This window comes from Cyanobacterium sp. HL-69, assembly GCA_002813895.1.
GTDB lineage: Bacteria > Cyanobacteriota > Cyanobacteriia > Cyanobacteriales > Cyanobacteriaceae > Cyanobacterium.
The window spans coordinates 2,799,768-2,824,244 of the sequence record CP024912.1 but is presented as its reverse complement, the minus strand read 5'-3'; the positions used below and the strand labels follow the sequence as shown (position 1 = coordinate 2,824,244).

At 37.4% G+C, this 24,477-nt stretch carries 26 protein-coding genes; 13 read left to right on the top strand and 13 right to left on the bottom strand.

From position 1 onward, the window contains the following. Positions 1-30: 30 nt before the first annotated feature. From AA637_RS13135 to AA637_RS13125, 3 genes are all read right to left on the bottom strand, one after another. Positions 31-2,019: a methyl-accepting chemotaxis protein gene (locus AA637_RS13135; RefSeq protein ID WP_446683134.1), complete on the bottom strand. Its 1,989-nt coding sequence runs from the start codon at positions 2,017-2,019 to the stop codon at positions 31-33. Positions 2,020-2,209: 190 nt separating this feature from the next. Next, on the bottom strand, positions 2,210-2,782 hold the full coding sequence (locus AA637_RS13130) for a chemotaxis protein CheW (protein WP_069790063.1): 573 nt from the start codon (positions 2,780-2,782) through the stop codon (positions 2,210-2,212). 8 nt (positions 2,783-2,790) lie between these two features. Continuing rightward, the gene (locus AA637_RS13125; protein WP_446683133.1) at positions 2,791-3,153 is read right to left on the bottom strand and encodes a response regulator; all 363 of its coding nucleotides are present in this window, start codon (positions 3,151-3,153) and stop codon (positions 2,791-2,793) included. Positions 3,154-3,774: 621 nt separating this feature from the next. On the opposite strand from AA637_RS13125, the gene AA637_RS13120 reads away from it, so the two are divergent. From AA637_RS13120 to AA637_RS13100, 5 genes are all read left to right on the top strand, one after another. Then, positions 3,775-4,143 (top strand): YccF domain-containing protein, encoded by a 369-nt coding sequence (locus AA637_RS13120; protein ID WP_446683132.1) that lies wholly within the window; start codon positions 3,775-3,777, stop codon positions 4,141-4,143. Positions 4,144-4,244: 101 nt separating this feature from the next. Then, on the top strand, positions 4,245-5,819 hold the full coding sequence (lysS, locus tag AA637_RS13115) for a lysine--tRNA ligase (RefSeq protein WP_446683131.1): 1,575 nt from the start codon (positions 4,245-4,247) through the stop codon (positions 5,817-5,819). A gap of 227 nt (positions 5,820-6,046) precedes the next feature. After that, entirely contained in the window at positions 6,047-7,228 is a 1,182-nt protein-coding gene (locus tag AA637_RS13110) for an NAD(P)/FAD-dependent oxidoreductase (RefSeq protein WP_446683130.1), read from the top strand. 95 nt (positions 7,229-7,323) lie between these two features. Continuing rightward, positions 7,324-7,635, top strand: coding sequence for a lipopolysaccharide assembly protein LapA domain-containing protein (locus AA637_RS13105; protein WP_446683129.1), 312 nt, complete (start codon positions 7,324-7,326; stop codon positions 7,633-7,635). A gap of 53 nt (positions 7,636-7,688) precedes the next feature. Further along, complete coding sequence (locus AA637_RS13100) at positions 7,689-9,125, top strand: TldD/PmbA family protein (RefSeq protein WP_446683128.1); 1,437 nt, start codon at positions 7,689-7,691, stop codon at positions 9,123-9,125. Positions 9,126-9,129: 4 nt separating this feature from the next. Here AA637_RS13100 and AA637_RS13095 read toward each other — a convergent pair whose 3' ends face one another. Both AA637_RS13095 and AA637_RS13090 read right to left on the bottom strand, forming a co-directional pair. Further along, a complete protein-coding gene (locus AA637_RS13095) occupies positions 9,130-9,453 on the bottom strand; it encodes a 2Fe-2S iron-sulfur cluster-binding protein (RefSeq protein WP_446683127.1) in 324 nt (107 codons plus the stop codon). A 26-nt stretch (positions 9,454-9,479) separates the two neighbouring features. Further along, a complete protein-coding gene (locus AA637_RS13090) occupies positions 9,480-10,982 on the bottom strand; it encodes a helicase C-terminal domain-containing protein (protein ID WP_446683126.1) in 1,503 nt (500 codons plus the stop codon). A 125-nt stretch (positions 10,983-11,107) separates the two neighbouring features. On the opposite strand from AA637_RS13090, the gene psb28 reads away from it, so the two are divergent. From psb28 to AA637_RS13075, 3 genes are all read left to right on the top strand, one after another. Then, on the top strand, positions 11,108-11,443 hold the full coding sequence (psb28, locus tag AA637_RS13085) for a photosystem II reaction center protein Psb28 (protein ID WP_069790072.1): 336 nt from the start codon (positions 11,108-11,110) through the stop codon (positions 11,441-11,443). 68 nt (positions 11,444-11,511) lie between these two features. Beyond that, positions 11,512-12,018, top strand: a complete 507-nt coding sequence (locus AA637_RS13080) for a MogA/MoaB family molybdenum cofactor biosynthesis protein (protein ID WP_446683125.1) — start codon at positions 11,512-11,514, stop codon at positions 12,016-12,018. 342 nt (positions 12,019-12,360) lie between these two features. Next, entirely contained in the window at positions 12,361-13,512 is a 1,152-nt protein-coding gene (locus AA637_RS13075) for an NAD-dependent epimerase/dehydratase family protein (protein WP_446683124.1), read from the top strand. Between the two features lie 172 nt (positions 13,513-13,684). Here AA637_RS13075 and fusA read toward each other — a convergent pair whose 3' ends face one another. From fusA to psb34, 5 genes are all read right to left on the bottom strand, one after another. Then, positions 13,685-15,778, bottom strand: a complete 2,094-nt coding sequence (gene fusA / locus AA637_RS13070; protein WP_446684596.1) for an elongation factor G — start codon at positions 15,776-15,778, stop codon at positions 13,685-13,687. A 421-nt stretch (positions 15,779-16,199) separates the two neighbouring features. Next, on the bottom strand, positions 16,200-16,553 hold the full coding sequence (locus AA637_RS13065; RefSeq protein ID WP_446683123.1) for a hypothetical protein: 354 nt from the start codon (positions 16,551-16,553) through the stop codon (positions 16,200-16,202). A gap of 170 nt (positions 16,554-16,723) precedes the next feature. Beyond that, positions 16,724-16,864 (bottom strand): hypothetical protein, encoded by a 141-nt coding sequence (locus AA637_RS13060; protein WP_201150043.1) that lies wholly within the window; start codon positions 16,862-16,864, stop codon positions 16,724-16,726. Between the two features lie 97 nt (positions 16,865-16,961). Further along, positions 16,962-17,627: a peptide-methionine (S)-S-oxide reductase MsrA gene (msrA, locus tag AA637_RS13055; RefSeq protein ID WP_446683122.1), complete on the bottom strand. Its 666-nt coding sequence runs from the start codon at positions 17,625-17,627 to the stop codon at positions 16,962-16,964. 101 nt (positions 17,628-17,728) lie between these two features. Continuing rightward, positions 17,729-17,917: a photosystem II assembly protein Psb34 gene (gene psb34 / locus AA637_RS13050; RefSeq protein ID WP_446683121.1), complete on the bottom strand. Its 189-nt coding sequence runs from the start codon at positions 17,915-17,917 to the stop codon at positions 17,729-17,731. A gap of 183 nt (positions 17,918-18,100) precedes the next feature. Here psb34 and AA637_RS13045 point away from each other — a divergent pair, with 183 nt between their 5' ends. From AA637_RS13045 to AA637_RS13025, 5 genes are all read left to right on the top strand, one after another. Next, the gene (locus AA637_RS13045) at positions 18,101-18,721 is read left to right on the top strand and encodes a nucleoside recognition domain-containing protein (protein WP_446683120.1); all 621 of its coding nucleotides are present in this window, start codon (positions 18,101-18,103) and stop codon (positions 18,719-18,721) included. A 117-nt stretch (positions 18,722-18,838) separates the two neighbouring features. Further along, positions 18,839-19,387 carry a spore maturation protein gene (locus AA637_RS13040; RefSeq protein ID WP_446683119.1) on the top strand — a complete coding sequence of 183 codons (549 nt, stop codon included), beginning with the start codon at positions 18,839-18,841 and terminating at the stop codon, positions 19,385-19,387. Positions 19,388-19,582: 195 nt separating this feature from the next. Continuing rightward, positions 19,583-19,927, top strand: a complete 345-nt coding sequence (locus AA637_RS13035) for a YbaB/EbfC family nucleoid-associated protein (protein ID WP_446683118.1) — start codon at positions 19,583-19,585, stop codon at positions 19,925-19,927. Positions 19,928-20,003: 76 nt separating this feature from the next. Continuing rightward, the gene (locus AA637_RS13030) at positions 20,004-20,483 is read left to right on the top strand and encodes a low molecular weight protein-tyrosine-phosphatase (RefSeq protein ID WP_446683117.1); all 480 of its coding nucleotides are present in this window, start codon (positions 20,004-20,006) and stop codon (positions 20,481-20,483) included. Positions 20,484-20,549: 66 nt separating this feature from the next. Continuing rightward, positions 20,550-21,386 carry an inositol monophosphatase family protein gene (locus AA637_RS13025; protein ID WP_446683116.1) on the top strand — a complete coding sequence of 279 codons (837 nt, stop codon included), beginning with the start codon at positions 20,550-20,552 and terminating at the stop codon, positions 21,384-21,386. A 25-nt stretch (positions 21,387-21,411) separates the two neighbouring features. On the opposite strand, the gene AA637_RS13020 is transcribed toward AA637_RS13025, so the two are convergent. The 3 genes from AA637_RS13020 to AA637_RS13010 form a co-directional block, all read right to left on the bottom strand. Then, complete coding sequence (locus AA637_RS13020; protein ID WP_446683115.1) at positions 21,412-22,311, bottom strand: methylenetetrahydrofolate reductase; 900 nt, start codon at positions 22,309-22,311, stop codon at positions 21,412-21,414. A gap of 254 nt (positions 22,312-22,565) precedes the next feature. Beyond that, positions 22,566-23,570 (bottom strand): tryptophan--tRNA ligase, encoded by a 1,005-nt coding sequence (gene trpS, locus AA637_RS13015; RefSeq protein WP_446683114.1) that lies wholly within the window; start codon positions 23,568-23,570, stop codon positions 22,566-22,568. A 105-nt stretch (positions 23,571-23,675) separates the two neighbouring features. Beyond that, positions 23,676-24,257 (bottom strand): hypothetical protein, encoded by a 582-nt coding sequence (locus AA637_RS13010; RefSeq protein ID WP_446683113.1) that lies wholly within the window; start codon positions 24,255-24,257, stop codon positions 23,676-23,678. Between the last annotated feature and the right edge of the window lie 220 nt (positions 24,258-24,477).

Below are 24,477 nucleotides of genomic sequence, written 5' to 3'. Positions count from 1 at the left end.
TTTTGATTACCAATCACTCTTCATTCTTAATTACTCATTAACTTTAAATTGTTCCACCGCTGATTCTAGTTGTTTGGCAATGGTGGCGGTATCTTTGATAGATTGAGCGATTTTTTCCGAGGAAAATGATCTTTGTTCTGATTGTTCGGCAATTTTTTCCATTAATTCTGTCACCAAACGGGAGGTTTGTGCCTGAGATACGGTAGATGTAGAGATATTTTGCATTAGTTCGTTGATACGTTGCGATCGCTCTAATACCCTCTCTAGGCGTTGCTTAGTTGATTCCACCAAACGGGTAGTATTAACTACCTGAGAAGTCCCCGACTCCATCGCCATGGTGACATCTTGGGTTTCCCTCTGAATTTCCGATACCAGTTGCGTAATTTGTTTAGTGGCAGCCGCTGATTGCTCTGCCAATGCCCCTACCTGCTCGGCAACCACGGTAAAACCTTGTCCTTGCTCCCCTGCACGACTGGCTTCCACACTAGCATTAATGGCGAGGAGGTTAGTTTTGAGGGCGATTTCTTCGATCAACGATACCACCTGAGAAATGTTCTGGGATGATTCCCCTAAACGTTTCATTTTCTTGGCGGTTTCTCCCACATTGGTACGAAGGCTGACAATACTTTCTACGGTTTTGTCCATGGCATCAGAACCTTTTTTGGTCACCTCATAGGCATCATCGGCAAGGGTAGCGGCTTGACTAGCGTTGGCTGCCACTTCTTCGATGGAGTAGGACATTTTTTGCACGGATGCCAGGGTTTGGTTGGTTTGCTCTGTTTCTTTGATGCTTTGGAATGCCAACTCTTGAATAGAGTATTCGTTTTCCCCTAGGGATGTAACCACCTGAGTGCTAGATTCTTTTACCTGCAAAGCAATGTCTTGTAAACTGTCGAGGATGGCGTTACACAAATCGGCTACGGTACTCATTTCCATGGAGTCTAAACTGGCTCTTACGGTTAAGTCTCCTTCTACGGCGTATTGCAATTCGTCTAAGAGGTTAAAAATCCCTAACTCTAGCTTTTCCTTTTCCTGTCGTTGCTCAAGGGCGATCGCCTCTTGCTCCCGAATCAACTCTTTTACCCGACTCACCAGAGCATTAAAATTCTGCGCCAACGTACGACTTTCCACCGTCCCTTCAGGAATCGCCCGAACATCCAAATCCCCCTCTGTCACCTGTTGGGCATTATCAATCAAATTTGCCAAAGGCGCAGAAAAAGTCTGAGCCAACAAAATAATATTACCCACCGCCAAAGCACCCAAAAAAATAGCAATGGTAGCAAACACAATAATTAACTGTCCCCCCAACTGTGTCACATCTGCATTATCCACCGATGCGATCGCCAAATAATTACTATCAGGAATTAAAGTAAAATTAAAATATCGATTTTGATACTCCAAAGTCAAAACCCCTATATCCCCGCCATCAGGGCTAACCAAATTAGCATTATTAACCCCATCGAAAACACTCACAGAAGACAAAATACTTTCCAAATCATTAGTCGATATTCCCTCCGCAAAAATCCTTCCCACATCAGCAATGGTATTTCCTCCCACCACCTGCTCCAAATTTACTCCCTCCGTACCACTCAAACCATTGACCACATCCCCCGTATTTGTGTCGACAATCTGCACCACCTGAGAGCCAGTCACCTGAAATTGTAAAGAAGTTTGCAGGGTACTATTAATCGCCTCCAAGACAGGATCTCGATCCTCAGTAAATTCTAAATTATCCAAAAAACTCCGACTCGTTTCCCTAGTCACCAAAGCAATTTGCTCTATTTCCCCCTGCTGTTTTTGTTGCTCCTGATAACGGGTAAAATTGATCCCAATAGCACTTACTACCACCAAAGGAATCAAAGTCGTTGGCACTACCGTAAAAAGTAAACGCTCTCGCAGAGTGCCTCCCCCCTGTTTCGCTTCTTGTTTTGGCTCAGGGATGGGTTGCCCTGTCACCCCATCAAGAGAAGAAGACACTAATTCCGCAGAAACATTGAGGGAAGGTTGTTGAGAGGTCATAATATTAAAAGATGATTAATGATTAATAATAGAATGTGAAAGCAATAATTTGCAATTTCTTGTTAAATAATAAGTTAGATTATTTCCCCATGTAAACATTGAGTCCGTCGAATAATAAAGCTATACCATAATTATTTACTTACTTTAAATAAGCCATGTTTGATGTTTTTTATATGTTTAAAAAATAACTTTATTGGGTAGCCTGAACAATAGACTTAAGATTTAATAGGGCAAGGGGTTTTTCATTTTCCCTTTCTACCCATCCCTGTAAATAAGGAGTCAGACTAAACCAATGACCAATTCTGTCCATCTCCAACAAATTTTGCACCTCGCCCAAGCTAGAAACTTTTTCTGTACTCATTCTGGTAATACCCTCAATTTGATTCACCGCCAATCCCAAAAATATCTCCTCATCTTGGGAGTATTTAGGTAAAAAAGGAGAGACAGAAATCACCACCACATGATATTGTCTCGAGTAAGTAGGCAAAGGAGAAAACCCCATCAACTGAGGTAAATCCACCACCGAAAAAACCCTTTCCCTTGAAGTCATTAAACCCATTACAAAAGATGACATCTGAGGAAGAGGAGTAATATGATTTCCTTCTAAAAGCAAAGATTCTCTTACATATTCCATGGGAATCAAAAAAGTATCACTCACCCCCAAGCGACAACGGAGGTACAAATTACCCGTTAAGGCACTACGTTGAAACAGTTGGGGTAATAAATCCTGTAGCTTAGTAAACGAAGAAGTATTAGAAGACATAAGTTTTATTAAACGAGCGCTTGTTTAACCGCATCCACAATTTGATCTTTAGTGCAAGGCTTTACCACATAGGCTTTTACCCCTTGTTTTTCTGCCCACATCCGATCCACTGCGGCATTTTTTGCCGTACAAGCAACCACAGGAATAGTCGCTGTATCAGGATTTTTTTTAAGTTGTCGACACAAGTCTAATCCTCCCATGTTGGGCATCATCCAATCGGTAACAATAGCATCTGGCTTAATTTCAATTACTTTTGAAAGAGCTTCTTTACCATCACTAGCTGTAGTCACCTGATAACCAGCCGATGTGAGGTAGTCGTTAAGTAAATCTAGTTCTGACTTTAGGTCATCTACCAGTAAAATGCTTGTCATAGGATATATATGTTCATTAATTAGTATAATTTGTTACTTAATTTTAATAAACTTTTAGCAAAAAGGGCAATCTGTGTTGTAAAACTTTGATAAAGAGTAAAAGAACTACTTAAGTATTAATTAGTTGACCTTAAAATTTGTTTTTTTTATTAATTTTGTTCACTAAAATCTTATCATTTTTTTATTTGTATTGACGTTTTTGCAGTCAAATTATGCAACCGTAATATTCAGTTATTACATAAAAAGATTAAGTTATTTCAAAAAGAATATATACTTTATCTTCGCCTATTCGTAAGGAAACTATAATTTACATTGATTTTATTTTGTTATTTTGCAATCTACATTTTTTTAAAATTAACCACTTATTATACCAAGTTTCAGCAATTTAAATGTGTTTGTAAAAATTATAATATTATTGCTATTTGTTTATATATACTTCTAACATATTTGAACGTAGTCATCCTATTTTGTCGGTAAAATGTCTAAAAACAGCAAAGAATGTTCTTATTACCTGACAACAGTTTAAAACCTCTTTTCTTTGATAATGTATGGAAGGATTTTCTCACAAATTATTTAAGGATGGTATATTTTTAGGTAAACACAGATTAAGGAGTATAAAAAATGAGTTTAATAGGAAATATTATTTGGTTAATTTTCGGTGGCTTTCTGAGTGGATTAGCTTATGTTATTGGTGGTTTGACTACTTGCCTTACCATTATCGGGATCCCTTTTGGGGTTCAAGCTATTAAGCTAGGAGTAGCAACCATGACTCCCTTTGGCAGACGTGACTATGTTTCCCCAGACTATTCCAATACTTTAAACACTATTTTTAATGTGATTTGGTTATTGTTATTTGGTTGGGAAATCGCCATTTCTCACCTTGTCCATGGTCTAATTTTAGCCATTACGATTATTGGTTTACCCTTTGCAAAACAACATTTTAAGCTCATACCCATCGCCCTATTTCCCTTTGGTAGAGAGTTAAGGTAATACTTTCTGATCACCATTGCCTATTCCCTATTCCCCACCTCATGAAGTTAAGATATAATCAGAGGTTTGCACTGTAAATTATAGTTAAGAATTATTAAATTATGTTTTGGGCGGATAAAATAGCAGAAAGTTCCCACCAAGAAGAATTAGTAAATGACTCCAAAACCCCTTCAGGTAGGGTACACGTAGGCTCGGTGCGCGGTGTTATTATTCATGATGTCATGTATCGGGCTTTAAGAAGAGCTGGTAAACCCGTTAAATTTACCTATGGGGTAGATGATTATGATGCTTTAGATACTGTACCCCATTACTTAGATCAAGAAAAGTTTGCTCCCTATTTGGGTTTTCCCCTTTGCAATGTGCCTTCTCCTGATGAAAAAAGCAGTGATTATGCGAAGTATTTTATGGAGGAGTTTTTAGAGGTTTTCGATTATTTGGGAGTTAAGGCGGAAATTTATTATTTAAGGGATTTATACCGCTCTGGAAAAATGAACCCTTATATCGATACTTTTTTGAAAAATGCTCAGGGAATTAAGGATGTATATCTAAGTGTGAGTAAGTCCGATCGCCCTGAAAACTGGTATCCTTTTCAAGTAGTGTGCGAAAAATGTGGTAAGATTGCCACCACGGTGACCACAGACTACAATGGCTCAGAAGTTTTTTACACCTGTAAGGAAGACGCTACGGATTGGGTAAAAGGGTGTGGGCATTCTGGCTGGGTATCTCCTTTTGATGGTAATGGTAAGTTGCCTTGGAAGGTGGAATGGGTTGCTAAGTGGAATTTGATTGGTGTCACCATGGAGATGGCTGGAAAAGACCATTCCCAAAAGGGTGGATCGAGGGATGTGGCGAATGCTATTTCTCGTAAGGTTTTGGGTAAACAGCCTCCTTTTCATTCTCCCTATGAGTTTATTTTGGTCAATGGTACCAAAATGAGTTCGTCTAAGGGAGTTGGCTCTAGTGCGAAGGATATGGCGGATTTATTACCTCCAGAAATTTTGCGGTTTTTAATGTTAAAAACTCAGCCAAAAACGGTTATTAATTTTTCTCCTAATTATGATAATATTACTCGCTTATTTAGGGATTATGATAATCTTTTAAATACCTATGCAAAACTAAAAGAAGATAATGAAAATGTAGAGTTAGATAAAACTTTATTACCTTTATTTTATTCTCAATTAGATGAGGAAATTAAGCCTTTTTATACTTTTGATATTAGTACCCTTATTTCTTTATTACAAGTTCCCCATTTAGATATTGTGGAGGAGGTTAAGAAACGGGCTGAGGTGGAGTTGACTGACTATGACTGGGTTAAGATTAATGAACGCATTGCGATCGCCCGTAAATGGTTGGCTGATTATGCTGATGAGGAAGAAAAGTTAGTTATTTATTTTGACTCTATTCCTGAAATTGTCTCGGAATTAACGGATGATCAAATCACTTATTTAGGACAATTAAAGGAAACTTTAACAACCCTTGAAAAATGGGAAGGAGAGGAGTTACAAACGGCTTTATTTACAGCAATGAAACAATTAGGATTTAAACCTAATGTGGCTTTTCCTGCGGTTTATTATAGCTTTTTAGGGAAAGAAAAAGGACCAAAGGCTGGTTATTTACTATCCTATTTAGATAAGGATTTTGTATTAAAAAGACTAGAAGAAGTTATTAATAAGTAATCGGTTTTATTTTTTATAGCAATTATCATGGTTACGGGGTACAAAATGATCCCCCTAAATCCCCCGCAAATTCGGGGGACTTGAAAATCATAAATGTATCTCATAATTATAAAAAACGCTATATCTGTTTTTCCCCCTTACAAAGAAAGGGGGGTTTGTTTTCTAACTTTTGCCATGGCAGTAACATAGAATAGAGACAGCAGTAATTTTAAGAGGGAGACTATATCATGGCCGATAAAATATTGATTCTCGGTGGTGGATTTGGGGGGCTTTATACCGCCCTACGATTACAAGAATTAGACTGGGAAGGGGATTTTCCTGAGATTACTTTGGTGGATAAGGGCGATCGCTTCTTATTCTCTCCCTTACTATATGAATTAATTACTGAAGAAATGCAAAGTTGGGAAGTAGCCCCCTACTATACCGAATTATTAGAAGATAGCAAAATCAACTTTATCCAAGACACCGTCACAGGAATAAACCTGGAAAACAAAACCGTCAGCCTAGAATCTAACTCTACCCTAGAATATGATCGTTTGGTGGTGGCTTTTGGTGGCACTACTCCCTCCCAAACCGTTGCTGGTGCAAAAGAGTATGCCATTCCCTTCCGTACCCTCAATGATGCTTATACCCTCAAAGAAAGATTAAGACAATTAGAAAATTCTGACCAAGAAAAAATCCGAGTTGCCATCGTTGGTGGTGGTTACAGTGGCGTAGAATTGGCTGTAAAAATAGGCGATCGCCTCCAAGAACGTGGTAAAATTAGAATTATTGATAGGGGCGATCAAATTCTCAAAAAATCCCCCGAATTTAACCGTAAAACCGCCGAAAAAGCCCTTAGAGATAGAAAAATATGGCTAGATTTAGACACAGAAATAACTAGCATAGAAGAAAATCAAATTTCCCTCCAATATAAAAATATCGTTGATACCATTCCCGTTGACTTAGTATTGTGGACAGTCGGCACAAAACCAGTAAAAATATTAGATGGTCTTAGCTTACCCCAAAACGAACAGGGAAAACTAACCATCAACCAAGAATTGCAAGTGGAAAACTATCCCGAAATATTTGCCCTCGGTGACTTAGTAGAATCCCTTGATAAAGACGGAAATATTTTACCCTCCACCGCCCAAGTTGCCTTCCAACAATCAGACTATTGTGCTTGGAATATTTGGGCATCTCTACAAGAAAAACCCCTCTTACCCTTCCGTTATCAACCCCTTGGGGAAATGATTGCCCTAGGAATAGATAACGCTACCCTCAGCGGTTTAGGAGTATCCCTCGACGGTGGTTTGGCTTATCTTGCCCGTCGATTTGTGTATCTATATCGTCTTCCTACCCCAAAACATCAGTTAAAAGTGGGTTTAAGTTGGTTAAGTACACCTTTTATTAATTTACTTTCTTCATAGAAATACTAAACTATTACTATTCATTAAATTAGCTTAATTCTTACTTTTACAATCCCCAAAGTACTAGGGGATATTTTTTCTCAAAATTCTATTTTATGAAAATATTTAGTAATTTAATTATCACTCTTATTATTTCTTTTTGGATTATTATCCTACCAATTTTTGCCATCCAAAATGTAGCCCCCATTAGTTTACAATTCTTTGGACTTCAATCAATTTCTATTCCTTTAGGTATTTTAGTTTCATTTTCTGTGGCCTCTGGTTGCATTGGTGGGGCTTTATTGCCATTGTTTTTTAACCCAATGAATAAAAAGAAAAAATTGAGAAAAAATAATAAGAGAAAATCTCAAAATTTTGTTAGAGATTGGGAATTAGAAGACGAAGAAGATCCCATTTTTGATTGGTAATAATTACCATTGTTTATAAATAAAAACTTATTTAGTCTCACAAATGTAAATCCATGAATATTGACTTAGAAAAAACCATTGAAAATTTAACCATTACAGCTGATTGGGTAGGCTTGAGATATGTGAGTGAAAAAAGTCAAACCCATCGATTTCGAGATGGTTTACCGCAATATCATGGTAAAAAAATAAATCGAGGAGTAATGGCGGAGGTGTTGGTTAATGGACAGATGGGGTATTGTGCCACTAATCGCCTTGATTTTGCCAGTATTCAAAGGGCTGTCAATAACGCCAGACAACAGGCCATATCTGCTCAGGAATGGGGAATTTTTAGTTTTGATAGTAGCATTCGTCCTCCTAGTCGGGGAGGTTATCAGTCTTCGGTACAAAACCCCCTTGACACTCTCAGTATTAGGGATATAAATGATTTACTAATTCAGGTATGTGAGAGTTTAAAAGTATCGTCTCTGGTGGTTAAAACTACTGCTTTGGCCATAATGAATGAAGTAGAGCATCATTTTGTTAGTAGTAATGGTGCTAATATTTTTCAACATTTTTCCATGGTATCCACGGATTATGGTGCTGTTGCTCAAGATGGTAATATTATCCAAAAACGTAGTGATAATGGAATGTTGGCGCGGTGTTATCAAGGGGGTGCAGAAATTATTAATCCCTCTCTCATTTTACAACGGGCTAAACAAATAGGGGAAAGTGCGATCGCCCTTATCCATGCCCAAGAATGTCCCAATACTAGAACAAACCTAGTACTCGCCCCTGACCAAATGATGTTACAAATTCACGAAAGCGTAGGACATCCCCTCGAATTAGATCGAATATTAGGAGACGAGAGAAACTATGCAGGCAGTAGCTTTGTCAAACTAGAAGACTTCGGCAACCTTGCCTATGGTTCATCAAAAATGAATATAACCTTCGATCCCACTTTTGAAGGAGAATTGGCCAGTTATGGCTTTGATGATACAGGTATAGAAGCCCAACGACAACATTTAATCAAAGACGGAATCCTATTGAGAGGCTTAGGAAGTCTTGAAAGCCAAGCCAGAGCAAAAGTTGAAGGAGTTGCTAACAGTCGGGCTAGTTCTTGGAATCGTCCTCCCATTGACCGCATGGCTAATTTAAACTTAGAATCAGGGGAAAATAGTTTTGATGACTTGATTAGCAATATCGAACATGGGGTTTATATGGAATCCAACCGCTCATGGTCTATCGATGACTATCGTAACAAATTTCAGTTTGGTTGTGAATATGCCCGTCTCATCGAAAATGGTCAACTCACCAAAACCCTCCGCAACCCTAACTATAGAGGAGTAACCCAGCATTTTTGGCACAACCTCTCGGCAGTGGGAGACGAATCAACCAAAGATGTTTTTGGCACTCCTATATGTGGTAAAGGTGAACCAAATCAAATGATTCGAGTAGGACACGCTTCCCCCGTCTGTGTTTTTAGTGATATTGAAGTCTTTGGTAGTGAATAAAGCCTTATTTTAAAGTGTTTTTCTGTCCCCAAAAACCATCATATTTAGTAACAGAAATATCTCCTAAAACTTTTGTTTGACAAGCTAACCTCAAATCTCTATCAGGGGAGTGAGGAGGAAAAGAGCGCCTTGCCTTATCTTTCCAATTAGGAGCATTAACACTTCCCTTTATTTGCACAGCACAAGTACCACAGCTACCGATACCCATACAATTAATATATTTTGCTTTACCATTGTATAATTCAGCATCATTTTTGAGCAAAACTTTGCGGAGATTTTCTCCTACTTCACAACTAATATTTTTTTCTTGAAATTGAACGATGGGCATAATTGTTTCTGTGAGTATTAATTAATTTAATTTAACCAATTTAAATCTACGTAATTTATTTTCGCATAAGGTTCGAGCGCCTCTAACACCCTATTACCATAACTGCGAAAACTAACTCGATTGTCTAACAAAGCCAAAACCCCCTGATTTTTGCGCACAGACACGGTTAATTGTTGTAGGGTTTTTATACCATGGGGCAACAGATATAAGCGAAACCAGTCTTTTTTTTGACTTTTATAATAATTTACTTGGGAGGCAACTAGAGGATTTTCTAAGGAGGGAATGGGTAAAGTTGCCATAATCAGCAGTTGCGGTGAAGGGAATCTTTCTTGATGTTGATACCAAAAATTAATACCACATACCAATACAGTATTATTACTACAATCAAGGTCATTAAGTTTTACTCTCGAACCAAATTGGGAAGCCAAAATGGAGGTAATTTGAGCCTGTAAAGGTACATCTTCAATGATGACAATAATGGGTTGATGGTTAACTTTGGCACTAGAAACAAGGGCTGTAATCTCTCTGGTGACGGAGTTTTGAAATTCGGGGCTATTGGGGAAGGGAAATTTTTCAGGGAAATATAGTTTTAGGATGGCATTGGGGGCATGGGGAGAAAATTTGAGACAGGTATAGTTACTGTTATCAATGCCTAGTTGTTTACTATAATCGATGGCTTCTTTTTCGGGGCTAAGATAGTTAGCGATAAGAGTAACCGATTTTTGTTGCCAAATTTCTTTGATATTGTCATGAAAATTAAGAGGGGAAGATTTAATTATAAATTGTCCTTTTGAGCGATTTACTTCAACGTAGTTAATATGGTTCTTTTCGTCTAAGAAATGCTCGTTTAGTTTAATTAGTTTATTGTATAAATCTAATTTTGTTGGTTTTATTTTAAAAATTATTTCTTGAATAATTTGCTTTTCTTTAGTTTCTAATAAGTAACTGTTATAGGGATTTATTGGGTGACTAAATACTGATTGAGTTAGTTTTGCTAGTTGAGTTTGAATATAACTTTTATATTGCTCATTATCTTTTTGTAATTTAAACCAATCATAAACATCTACGGAGATGGTGAGATATTCATTAATAAATTGGGGTAATTTTTCGGCTTCTTCTATAAGAATATGGGAGTTATTGACTAAATTGCTATTAATGGTTTTTGTTAACCAATTCTGAGGAGTTAATAAAATAAGAGAATTATTACTTTTTGTATGGGTAGATAACTGATTAAAAACTAATTTGTTAGTACCTAGCTTTTGTTGTAAAAAGGGAATTTTTTGTTCTATTAGTTGCCGTTGATTTTTGTGTATGGCAACAATAATAACGGTTTTATCACACAGAAGGGCAGGGGTTAAATAACTTAAATTATAGGTATCGTGACTAACTCCTGTTTGGATTATAGCCGATCGCCCCAGGCGCAGACCACGGGCCACCATTCTCGCCATGGTAAGATGATGTACCCAATCAGAAGGGCTATAGGTGCGCAAAAAGTTGCGTAATTCTGAATGTACTTGGGCTTCTAGCATCTTGTGAGGGGAATTTCTTTTGAAAATTTTTGTAATTACCCCTTAAATTTTAACGTTGATCGCCCTTGACTGTGAGATGATAAGTAAGGTTATAGTAATAAAAAATATAAAGGTAAAATTTTAATATGGCTCAAATAGAATTTACTAAAGGCATTATCGAGGAATCAATTCCTGATGTAAAAATGACTCGCTCTCGTGATGGTAGCAATGGCACCGCCACTTTTCGTTTTGAAGAGTCTCCTATTTTAGAAAGCGGTAATACTCAAGCTGTTACGGGGATGTATTTAACTGATGAGGAAGGAGAGTTAAACACCAGAGAAGTTAAATGTAAGTTTGTAAATGGTGAGCCTGTGGCCATCGAAGCCATTTATATAATCAAGTCTGTGGAAGAATGGGAAAGATTCATGCGTTTTATGGAACGTTACGCCGAAGAACATGGGTTAGGATTTAGCAAGTCTTAATTATTATGGTGGGTTTTAAGGGTTAGGTTTACTATCGATAATTTTTCACATATTCCTCACTTAATTTTATGGTTATTCCCCATAAAGATAAAGAATTTATAGTTGTTAATTGTGCTGTAATTACTATTAGTGATACTCGAACTGTTGATACTGATAAAAGTGGTCAGATTATTAAAAATAAACTAACTAAGAATAGTCACAATATTAGTTATTACGACATTATAAAAGATAATTCAGACCAGATAAAACTATCAATAAATGATTTATCTAAAAGAGAAACTATAGATATATTGATTTTAAGCGGTGGTACAGGAATAAGTCCAAGGGATAATACTTTTGATGTTGTTGATGGTTTATTAGATAAAGAAATACCGGGGTTTGGTGAAATTTTTCGTTATCTTTCCTATCAAGAAATTGGCTCTAGGGCTATGATTTCAAGGGCGATCGCAGGTATATATAACAACAAAATAATATTTTCTTTACCAGGCTCTAGTAACGCTGTAACATTGGCCATGGAAAAGTTGATTCTGCCAGAATTGAACCATTTAATTACTCAATTAGGAATAAAAAAATAAGAGGAATTGTTACTATATCAACATTAACCCTTTTTTGTTAGTCTCCGATTACTGTTGAAATTGTCAGACTTCGAAAGATTTTAGTTATGTGCGATCTCCCTCATAACCCATAGCTAAGTTTTGGACTTTTGGAGCAAAATCTAGTTAACCCCTAACCATCAATGATCGATCTAGTAAGTACTTAGCCATGATTTTATTGTATTCTTTAACACATCAGCTATATAGAAAGGAAAAATTAGTGATAAATTGGATTTTAAGCAAAAAAATCATATTTAATGATCTTTTGAGTACCAATAATTGGTAAATTAACCTAAATATTGATATTAAAGTACAAATAGTAAGATGAAAGCATTAGTAATAGGTGGAGATGGTTACTGTGGATGGGCGACAGCCCTGCACCTCTCCAATAAAGGATATGAAGTAGCAATTCTCGATAGTTTAGCCCGTCGTCACTGGGATGACAAATTAGGCTCACAAACCCTAACCCCCATCGCTCCCATTCAGAAGCGTATTCAACGATGGTATGAGTTAACTGGTAAAAAAATTGAGTTATTCATCGGCGATATTACTAACTACGATTTTTTGATTAAAGCGTTTCGTCAGTTTGAGCCTGAATCTGTGGTGCATTTTGGGGAACAACGCAGCGCCCCTTATTCTATGATTGATAGGGAACACGCTGTATTTACCCAAGTTAATAACGTGGTGGGTACTCTTAATATTCTCTATGCTCTCAAAGAGGAGTTTCCTGATACTCACTTAGTTAAATTGGGTACTATGGGCGAATATGGTACTCCTAATATTGATATTGAAGAAGGTTATATCGAAATTGAACATAATGGTCGTAAGGATGTATTACCTTATCCTAAACAGCCTGGTAGCTTCTATCACTTAAGTAAGGTACATGATAGTCATAATATCCACTTTGCTTGTAAAGTATGGGGTATTCGTGCCACTGATTTAAACCAAGGTATTGTTTATGGTGTCTTGACTGAGGAAACTGGCATGGATGAGATGTTGGTTAACCGTCTTGACTATGATGGCGTATTTGGTACTGCTCTCAACCGTTTTTGTATTCAGGCCGCTTTAGGACATCCTTTGACGGTATATGGTAGCGGACAACAAACCAGAGCTTTATTAGATATTCGTGATACCGTAAGATGTATGGAATTAGCGATCGCCAATCCTGCGGAAGCTGGAAAATTCAGAGTATTTAACCAATTTACTGAAAGATTTAGTATCAATGACTTGGCTACCATGGTTCAAAAAGCAGGACAAACCATCGGTTTAAAAGTGGAAGTTAACAATATTGATAACCCGAGAGTTGAATTAGAGGAACATTATTTCAACGCCAAAAATACCAAATTATTAGATTTAGGTTTACAACCCCATTATCTCTCTGATTCTTTACTCGATTCTTTACTTAACTTTGCTACTAAGTACAAAGATAGAGCTAATTTAGAACAAATCTTACCCAAGGTATCTTGGCGCAGATAAAAAACAACACCATGGGATTATGACCATAATCCCTTCTCCATCTATTTGTTTGCCCTCACTTTAAACCTCTCACCCACTGGGTGGGGGGCTTTTTTTTGCGTAGCATTTTTCCCCATAAAAAAAGGTGGGCAATGCCCACCCACAAAACCTATTTAATGATTAATGGTTTTGATTATTTAGCCAATGCTAATTCGCGCTCTTTAGCTTCCTTAATTACATCCTCAGCAATATTTCTAGGACAAGGAGCATAATGAGAGAATTCCATAGAGAATTGACCACGTCCAGAAGTCATGGTACGTAAATCACCGATATAACCAAACATTTCACTCAAAGGAGCTTCAGCTTTGATTCTGACACCCATGGGGGTAGTGTTTTGGGATTTGATCATGCCACGACGACGGTTAATGTCACCAATTACGTCTCCGATGTGATCTTCAGGGGTAAATACATCTACATTCATAATAGGCTCAAGAATTTGAGGCCCTGCTTTAGGAATGGATTGACGATAACCTGCTCTGGCAGCAATTTCAAAGGCGATCGCACTAGAATCCACAGGGTGGAAAGCACCATCAGTCAAAGTAACCTTGAGATCTACACAGGGATAACCAGCCAACACACCTTTATCGATACTAGATTCAAAACCTTTATTAACCGCAGGCCAAAATTCACGGGGAACATTACCACCAGTCACCTTAGACTCAAACAAGAATCCACTACCAGTTTCACCAGGTTCGATGGTGTAGTCGATACGTCCAAACTGTCCAGAACCACCAGACTGTTTCTTGTGGGTATAACTGTCATTAATTACCTTGGTGATAGACTCACGGTAAGCCACTTGAGGTTTACCAACTTCTACTTCTACACCGTGGGTACGTTTGAGGATGTCCACTTTAATATCAAGGTGCAATTCACCCATCCCTTTAATGATGGTTTCACCGCTTTCTTGGTCAGTTTCCACATAGAAAGAAGGATCTTCTTGAACCATTTTACTAAGAGCCATACCCATTTTTTCGTTACCACCTTTTTGGGTAGGTTTGATAGCAATGGAAATTACAGGCTCAGGGAATACCATAGGCTCAAGGGTAGCAGGGTGATTAGGATCACAGATAGTGTGACCAGTTTGGATGTTTTTCATCCCTACAATAGCCACAATGTCTCCCGCTTGGGCAGAGTCCACCTCAATACGATCATTAGCGTGCATTTCTACGATTCTACCCACACGCTCAGTTTTACCAGTGGCGGTGTTTAATACGCTCATTCCTTTTTCTAATTTACCAGAGTAAACACGGGTAAAGGTTAGGGCGCCGTAGCGATCGTCCATAATCTTAAATGCCAAAGCTCTGAAAGGTTCTTCAGGGTCAACTTTTGCAAAAGTTCCAGTTTCGTTACCTTCTAAATCCACAATAGGCTGAGGATTAACTTCATCAGGCGCAGGTAAATAGTCAACTACCGCATCTAAAACTAACTGAACCCCTTTATTTTTGAAAGAAGAACCGCAATAGGTAGGGAAGAAAGCCAAATCACGAGTACCTTTACGGATACAACGCTTAATATCATCAACAGAAATTTCCTCTCCTTCGAGGTATTTTTCCATCAACACTTCATCCTGTTCTACCGCAGTCTCGATTAATTGCTCACGGTAAATTTCCACATCATCCACCATGTCCGCAGGAACTTCTTCGATGGTGTAGTTTAAAGGATCTCCAGACTCATCCCAAACCCAAGCCTTACGGGTTAATAAATCCACAACTCCTTTAAATTCGGTTTCAATACCTATAGGTAATACCATTACCAAAGGAGTAGCAGCCAAAATTTCTTTTACTTGTTTAACAACGCTGTAAAAATCAGCACCAGTACGATCTAATTTGTTAACGTAAATTACACGAGCAACCTTAGAATCGTTAGCATAACGCCAGTTGGTTTCAGATTGAGGTTCAACCCCACCAGAAGCACAAAATACCCCAATACCACCATCAAGAACTTTTAAAGAACGATATACTTCGATGGTGAAGTCAACGTGTCCAGGGGTATCAATGATATTGAATTGATGATCTTTCCAAAAACAGCTTGTAGCGGCGGATTGAATGGTAATTCCTCGCTCCTGCTCTTGTTCCATAAAGTCGGTAGTAGCGGCACCGTCATGTACTTCGCCAAGTTTATGAATTTTACCAGTTAATTTTAGGATTCTTTCTGTAGTGGTTGTTTTTCCAGCGTCAACGTGGGCAAAAATCCCAATATTTCTATATCGAGCGAGATCTTTCATAATTTATCTATATATATACAGTTTCTGTGTTGTAACCTAATTTTATTTTCTTTTTTAGGTAGTTGAGTTAAAATTTTGTTGCTGACTAAGCTAGTAGCAACATTATTCATAGTCTTGATTTTAGATGATCCTAGACATTAGTTTTTAGCCTTGGCGAGACCATTACTTTACATCTATATCTAGTTTTCAAGGTTTTGAAATATTACAATTGATTATATCATAGCGTTACGTTATATAAACAAGTTACCCCACTGACCGAAGAGATAGGAGATAATAAAAAGTTATTCTTTTTTGTACGGCAATTTTTGCTAATTGTTAACTAGGTCTTTCTATAAGAAATAAAGCCTAGGCTTGTCTTTTTGTCAAGTAAAGGTAGATTTTTTTAATCTTATTGGTGATGTTATAATGGTCTGATTATTTTAGTTTACTTACTATTAAATAACCACAGATCTTGAATGAAATGTCTTAGGGTTTTTTTTGCGGTTAATATTTTTTTATCATCAAATTCAAATTCAGGCAATTGACCACAAAAAGTTATATATTCGGTATCAAAAACAGGTCGGAAACAGTTTGTACTCCATAATAAATCTGAAGTGTGGCGCAAATCATCAATATTTTTTACAGCTTTTTCATACTGGTCTTGCTGTATAAAATTAACCAACATCAGAGGGCGAACCCAGCATTTATTTTGTTGCGTTATAACGTCGATAATTTCACAGTATAATGACCGATTTTGATTGTCTAAACAAACTATTTCACTAGGTTTAAAAAAACTCACTTTTGCTATTTTTTAATCACTAATTATTTAGATTGGGCTGAAAACTTTTTGTAATGAAAGTGGGTAGTGAAAAAAGTCATTGATAATTAACTTTTTTTATTATTTGTTACTAATTATCCACTCAGCAAGTTATCCCCCCATAAGACTGAGGGGACGACCATTGATAGTAATTAAATTACTGCATAGGCGGAATTTAGCGCCCAGATAATTAATGCTGTAATAGCACCGAGAATAACAAAGGCAGAAATACCTACAATAATAGGTTTGTCAGCACCTTCAAATTTCATGATGCCACGATTTAGATCAGACATACGACTCCGAAATTAATTTAAAGAAAAAGGACTGTTTATTATCAGGTTAACTCAAAAGGATCTCCTTCTGATGGAAGGTTCACATTTGTTGATATTTCTAGTTTTTGACGGAGGAGATTTCGGGAAAACAAACTTTAGTACCTCCTAAGCCACAATAGCCGTTGGGATTTTTGGCGAGGTATTGTTGGTGGTAGCCTTCGGCGAAGTAAAATTCTGGCGCGTCAAGGATTTCGGTGGTAATTTCCCCATGTCCTGCTTTGTTTAATTCTTGTTGGTAAAGCTGTTTTGATTTTTGGGCTAGTTCTTTTTGTTGGGTAGAATAGGTATAAATCCCTGAGCGATATTGAGTGCCTCTATCATTACCTTGGCGCATTCCTTGGGTGGGGTTATGGTTTTCCCAAAATACTTTTAAGAGGGTTTCGTAACTAATAATTTGGGGGTCATAAACTACTAGGACAACTTCGTTATGACCTGTTAAACCGCTACAGACTTCTTCGTAGGTGGGGTTGGGGGTATAACCTGCGGCATAACCCACGGCGGTGAGGTAGATTCCTGTTTCTAGCTGCCAAAATTTTCTTTCTGCGCCCCAGAAACAACCCATACCGAATACTGCTTTTTCCATGTGGGCTGGATATTCGGTTTTGAAGGGGTTACCGTTTACGTAATGCTTGGAGGGTAGGGGCATTTTTTTGTCTCTACCTTTGAGGGCTTCTTCGGGTTTGGGTAGGGTTAGTTTTTTGTCTCCGAGTCCAAATAAAAACATAGTTTTTTTAATGATGGTAAAGAATTATTACGGTCTTATTTCATCTTATCGTCTATGGTTCTGTTTCTGCTTGTCTGGAGCAACGGAGACTTTTATTTTTTTTAAGATATGGGAGGGTTGGTGGATGCGTAAAAGGCGATCGCAATTCCCCCAGCCACAAGGATGGTAGAAACGATAACTAAAATTAGATTGTTTCTTTTTTCGTTTTCTGTGGGGGCTTGAGCTTTATAAATTTTTGGCTCGTTGGCGAAATTATTAACTTTACCGCCGTCTTCTGTGGTGTATGGCATATATTTATTAACCTTTATCAATAAAATTTACACAATAGTATTAGATTATGGGCAAGGCTTGATTTTAGGGCGATGGGGGTAATAAATCTTGATATTACTTTACATTTTTTGTGACCAAAATTAATGTTTCGTTGTAATGGTGTGTCAAAATGAATGGTAATTTTTCTGCCTAAATATAATCTTATGCTCAATTACGTTTGGTTTGGATTGATTGCTATTTCCGTCATTGTCGGAGCGATAAATGGCAATATTGATGCTGTCACCGAAGCCGCCATTGATAGTGCGGAAGCGGCTGTTACCTTGGCCATTGGTTTAATCGGTATTATGGCTCTTTGGTTAGGAATTATGAAAATTGCGGAGGAAGCGGGTTTGGTAAATGCGATCGCCCGTATCGTCCGTCCTATCACAGTTTGGCTATTTCCAGAAGTTCCCCCAGATCATCCCGCCATGAGTGCCATGGTACTAAATATGTCCGCTAATATGTTGGGTTTGGGTAATGCCGCCACCCCCTTGGGTTTAAAAGCTATGCAAGAACTAGAAAAACTTAATCCCCACCCCGAAACTGCCACCAATGCCATGTGTACCTTTTTGACTATCAACACATCCAGTGTGCAATTAATTCTCCCCGCCACCGTAGTAGCCCTTATGGGAGTTGAATCTAGTAGCTTATTCATTCCCACCATTCTCGCCACATCCTGCTCCACCATTGCAGGAGTCACCGCCGTCAAATTCCTTTCAAAACTCCCCAAATTTGCCATTCCCGAACCTGAAAAAGAAATAGAAGAATCAGACTTCCATGAGTAATTAATCTGAATTGGAGATAAAATTTCTCAATACTTTGAAAACTAGATAATGGGCAATGGGCTTAAGCCCATTGTTGACAATAAACCAAATTAAAATCAATTTAACAACACCAAAATAATGATTGAATCCATTGCCGACATATTTAACACCACCGCCAAATATATAATTCCCCTTCTTTTAATGGGCATTCCCTTCTATGCCCTCGTGTTTAAAAAAGTCAAAGTTTATGAAGTATTCACCGAAGGCGCCAAAGATGGCTTCACCATCGCCATTCAAATCATTCCCTACCTGGTAGCCATTCTCGTTGCCATCGGTATGTTTCGAGCTAGTGGGGCATTAGACATCATGCTTAATATTCTATCCCCCGTGTTGTCCGTGCTAGGTTTTCCCCCCGAAAATTTACTCCTCGCTATTATGCGCCCTCTTTCTGGGGGAGGCTCATTTGGGTTACTCAGTGACTTGGTAGAAACCTACGGACCAGATTCTCTCATTAGTAAAATTGCCGCCACCATGTATGGCTCGACAGAAACAACTTTTTACATCTTAGCAGTGTATTTTGGCTCCGTGGGCATCAAGAGAGTACGCCATGCCCTCTTTGCTGGGTTAATCGCTGATGTGGTTGGCATTTTTAGTGCTGTTTATATTTGCCGTCTGTTTTTTGTTTAAAAACATATTTAGTTTGTAAAAAAAGGGTAAATAATTGATAATTTATTGATATTTTATAACCTTAATTGCAATTATTTATTCTCTATTGTTTTCTCAATTTCCTATCCTAAAAGACAATATAAGCATCGAACAGGGGTAAGGTAGTGTTAAAATTTGTTTGTTATTCTATTGTTAATGTAAAAAGAGTATATAAATATGGCACAAGGAAAAGGATTTGGACTAGGCTTAGGTAAAATGAAGGAACTTGCGGAAGCCTTCAAAAAAGCCCAACAAGTGCAAGAGGGAGCAAAACAGCTTCAACAAGAACTAGAAACCATGGAAATTCAGGGACAAAGCGAAGATGGTTTAGTGATTGTCACCATGAGCGGAAATCAAGAGCCTTTGAAAGTAGAAATTAAGGATGAGGCTTTGGCTAATGGTTCAGAGGCTTTATCTGCAAATGTTACCGCTGCTTATAAAGATGCCTATCAAAAATCCACTGAGACTATGCGCGAGAGAATGGAAGAGTTAACTGGTAGTTTTGGACTTCCTGGAATGTAGGTAAATAGTCGATGATGGGGGCTGAACATTTTTCAGCCCTTGATTTTGATGAGATTATTAAAATTTTTGTTTTATTATGGTTAAGTTATTATTCGTCTGTTTAGGTAATATTTGCCGATCGCCCTCAGCGGAAAATATTATGATTCATCTCATAGAAAAAGAAGGTTTACAAGATAAAATAACCTGCGATTCGGCGGGAACATCTCGTTATCATATTGGTTCTCCTCCTGATGCTCGTATGAGAGAAGCTGCGAAAAAAAGAGACATTAAATTAGTAGGAAAAGCAAGACAAATTGAAGATTTTGACCTAGAATATTTTGATTTAATTTTAGCTATGGATAAGGCTAATTATCATGATATTTTATCTTTGGATTTGAAGGGTAAATATCGAGACAAAATTAAGTTAATGTGTGATTTTGCTTCCCATCATACTGATACAGAAGTACCAGATCCCTATTATGGTGGAGAATCGGGTTTTGATTATGTGATTGATTTGTTACTTGATTCCTGTGAAGGTTTATTAGACTATGTGAAAAGAGAATATAGTATCAACTGATTAAGGCAAAAATAATAATCTTTAAATCTTTGTTTTATTCTCAATTATCCATTATCAATTAACAAAATGACTGCTAAAGAATCTATTTCTATTTATCTCGATATTGCCCTATTAGCCGCAAGGGCTGGGGGGGCTGTACTCAGTCACTATTGGGGGAAACAATTGGCGATCGCCCAAAAAGGTAGATCAGGTGATCTTGTCACCCAAGTAGATAAGGAATCCGAAGCGCAAGTAATAAAAGTCATACAAAGACACTGCCCCAATCACGCTATTTTTGCTGAAGAATCAGGAAAAAGTGGCAATCAAAACCACAAATATCAATGGGTAATTGATCCCCTAGACGGCACCACCAACTATGCCCATGGCTACCCTCAAGCAGCTGTTTCCATCGGTCTAAATATTGACGGCATCCCCTCCGTGGGAGTGGTTTATAACCCTATGAAAGAAGAATTATGGTGTGCTGGTAAAGGATTAGGGGCAACCCTCAACGGCAAACCCGTCAGGGTGTCCAACACAGAGGAATTAAAAGATAGTTTACTAGTGACAGGATTTGCCTACGATAGACGGGAAACTGACGATAATAATTACGCCGAATTTTGCTATCTTACCCACCTAACTCAAGGGGTAAGAAGGGCTGGAAGTGCTTCCCTCGATTTGTGTGAGATGGCAGGGGGAAGATTAGACGGTTATTGGGAAAGGGGGTTAAGCCCCTGGGATTTACTCGCGGGGGTGGTAATCGTGAGAGAAGCGGGGGGGTATATTACCGCCTATGATGGTACAGATTTCGACATTCAAACAGGGCGCATTTTAGCTACCAATGGAAAAATCCATGATGCTTTGATGGTGGCGTTGAAGAATACTCCCCATAGCCCTGCTTTTTCTTTTCCTGATGTGGTGGGTTAATTTTTGTTTGTCAATAATATTTTGTTTATTGTAAGGGTTTTATTCTTGCTAAATCTAAAATTTCGGGAATTAATTCTTCTTTTTTAACCGCCATTAAATGGACTCCTTGACATATATCTTGAGCCATTTTTACTTGTTCTGAAGCAATTTTTATTCCTTCTTGGAGAGGATTTTTGGCTTTTTCTAAGCGTTTAATTATGTGGTCTGGAATTTCTACCCCTGGGACATATTTATTAATAAATAAAGCGTTTTTAGCACTTTTTAAGAGGAATATTCCTGCTAAAATAGGGCGATCGCCCTTAACAGCAATTTGGGTCATAAATTTATCTAGCTTTTCAAAATCAGTGATTAATTGACTTTGGAAAAACTGAGCCCCTGCTTCTAATTTTTTTTCAAAACGTCTTTGTAAACCAGACCAACTTTTGGATTGAGGATCCACCGCAGCCCCTGCAAATAAGTCTAAATTACCATCTACTAACGGTTTATTATTAATATCAAAACCTAGATTTAATTTATCAATTAACTTTAATAATTTGATAGACTCTAATTCAAAAACAGCCCTAGCTTGGGTATGATCCCCTGCTTTTATGGGATCTCCTGTGAGTGCTAAAATATTTCTAATGCCTAGGGCATAAGCCCCCATTAAATCTGCCTGTAAACCGATGGAGTTGCGATCGCGCCCTGTCACTTGACAAATAGGTTCAATGCCTTCTTTTAATAATAAAGCCGATGCGGCTACCGATGACATCCTCAACACAGCACGACTTCCATCGGTAATGTTGACCCCATGGACTCTATTTTTTAATACCTTTGCCACTGTTAACATTCTTTCTGGATTTCCCCCTTTTGGAGGAGTAATTTCTGCGGTGATTAGAAACTCTTTAAGGGCGATCGCACCTTGTAGTTTTGACAAATTATTTCCCATTTTTATATTTTTTTAATAATGTAGATAAATAAGTTTTTCATAATATTTGAAAATATGTAAAGTGCAAAAAATAATGGGATATTTAACATTCAAAGTTCACTAATTTAGAGGAGGTTGAGAAAGTTTTTTTGATGATCGAATTTCTAAATAATTTATAGAAAATTTTAAATAATATCCCTCCCCTTATTAAGTAGGGGAGATCAACTTTATAAAAATAGGATAAAGTTTCTATAGCACAAGGTTAAAAATATCTATTAACCAATCAAAAAACCAAGAGCCTCTTTTACCCTTTTGAGGGTAGCCCCTGCCACTTCCCCAGCCTTATCCTTACCATCCTTTAATACAGAATCAAGATAACCCTTTTCCGCCACAATTTCCGCATACTTAGTCTGAATAGGAGTCAAGGCTTCAATCGTCGCCTCAGTCAACAAAGGCTTAAACTTACCCCACCCCATATCAGCACATTCAACCGCTACTTCCTCCTTTGTCTTACCAGAGAAAATAGTATATAAACCCAGTAAATTATTACACTCAGGACGAGCCGGATCAAACGCCAAACCCATGGTAGGATCAGTTTTACACTTCTTAATCTTTTTCTTGATCATATCAGCAGAATCTAAAAGACTAATACGACTCAAATCAGAAGGATCAGACTTAGACATCTTTTTCGTACCATCCGCCAAACTCATTACCCTCGCCCCTTCCTTACGAATCAAAGGCTCAGGAACTTTTAAAACAGGAGATTCTTCTGTTGCAAAACGATCATTAAAACGTATCGCAATGTCACGGGTTAACTCTAAATGTTGTTTTTGGTCTTCTCCCACGGGTACTTGATCCGCATCATACAACAAAATATCCGATGCCATCAAAATAGGATAATCTAATAAACCAACGCTGACATTTTCCCCTTGTTTAATGGCTTTTTCCTTAAACTGAATCATCCTCTCCAACCAATTTAGAGGAGTAACACAATTTAGTAACCATGCCAACTCACTATGGGCAGTCACATGGGATTGGACAAAAATAGTAGAGTAACTTAAATCAATACCACAGGCTAAATACAACGCCGCAATGTTGTAAGTATCTTGGGCTAAAACCGTGGGATCATGGGGTACAGTAATGGCATGGAGATCCACCACACAAAAAAAGTTATCATACTGGGGTTGCATCTCTACCCAGTTACGAATTGCCCCTAAATAATTACCGATGTGTAAATTTCCTGTAGGTTGTACCCCTGATAAAATACGCTTTTTGCTCATTATACTTAGAATTTATGTAACTACCCAGTGGCAAATTATAGCATTTATTAAGACTTTTTAAGATTTTTGACCACCGTTTAAGGTTGTTGCCCTATGATTTAATGATTACCCCTCCTTTTTCCACAAAGCTAAACCTCCCCCCCTACCTCTGGCAGCAATAAAATTTTCTGTTACTAAAAAATAGCTAAAAAAGGCTTGTTTACTAATACTATTTGTATAAAATTCAGGTTCACTTTTAACTCCACCTCTTACCTCTTGTTCGTATAATTTATTGCCTAAAATGGACATGGATAAATGATTGAAATCAAAAGCCATAATATTTCTTTTCTCTACATATTTAATGGGGCCAGAGATAATAAAAGTAACTAAACCAACATTTACTTTATTTGCCACCCTACCTTGTAAAGATTCTGGATTATCGGAGTTTGCACTATAGGATATGGTTATTTTTGCCAGTGAAGGAAGATAAAAGCCTTTGCCTAGTAATCCTCCCATCTTTTTTTGACTGTTTTTTGTACCTGTGATGAAAGTTAGGCACCATTCTCCCCAGAGTTGTTCAAAATTATATTTAATACTTTCTTTCCGATTTTCTTTTTCAGCACTTAATAATGCCTCATACACTAATTCACCATTTGGCTTTTTATTTTTGCTTATAACAGCAGATTCTAATATATTTAAATAATCCATATTTTTATTTTTTTTGATAATTGTTAATTAAATTTTGTTCGAGGAGTAAAATATATTTTTATAAAATGAATATAGAGTTTGCTAACTAAAAAATAAAGTTAATAAAAAATTAAACTGCTTTTAACTATTTCTTAATTTATATTATCTCATCTTCTTCTAATATATACCTAGTCTATGGCTACAAAAAAGCTATACGCCACAATAAATTGAAAAATAACTA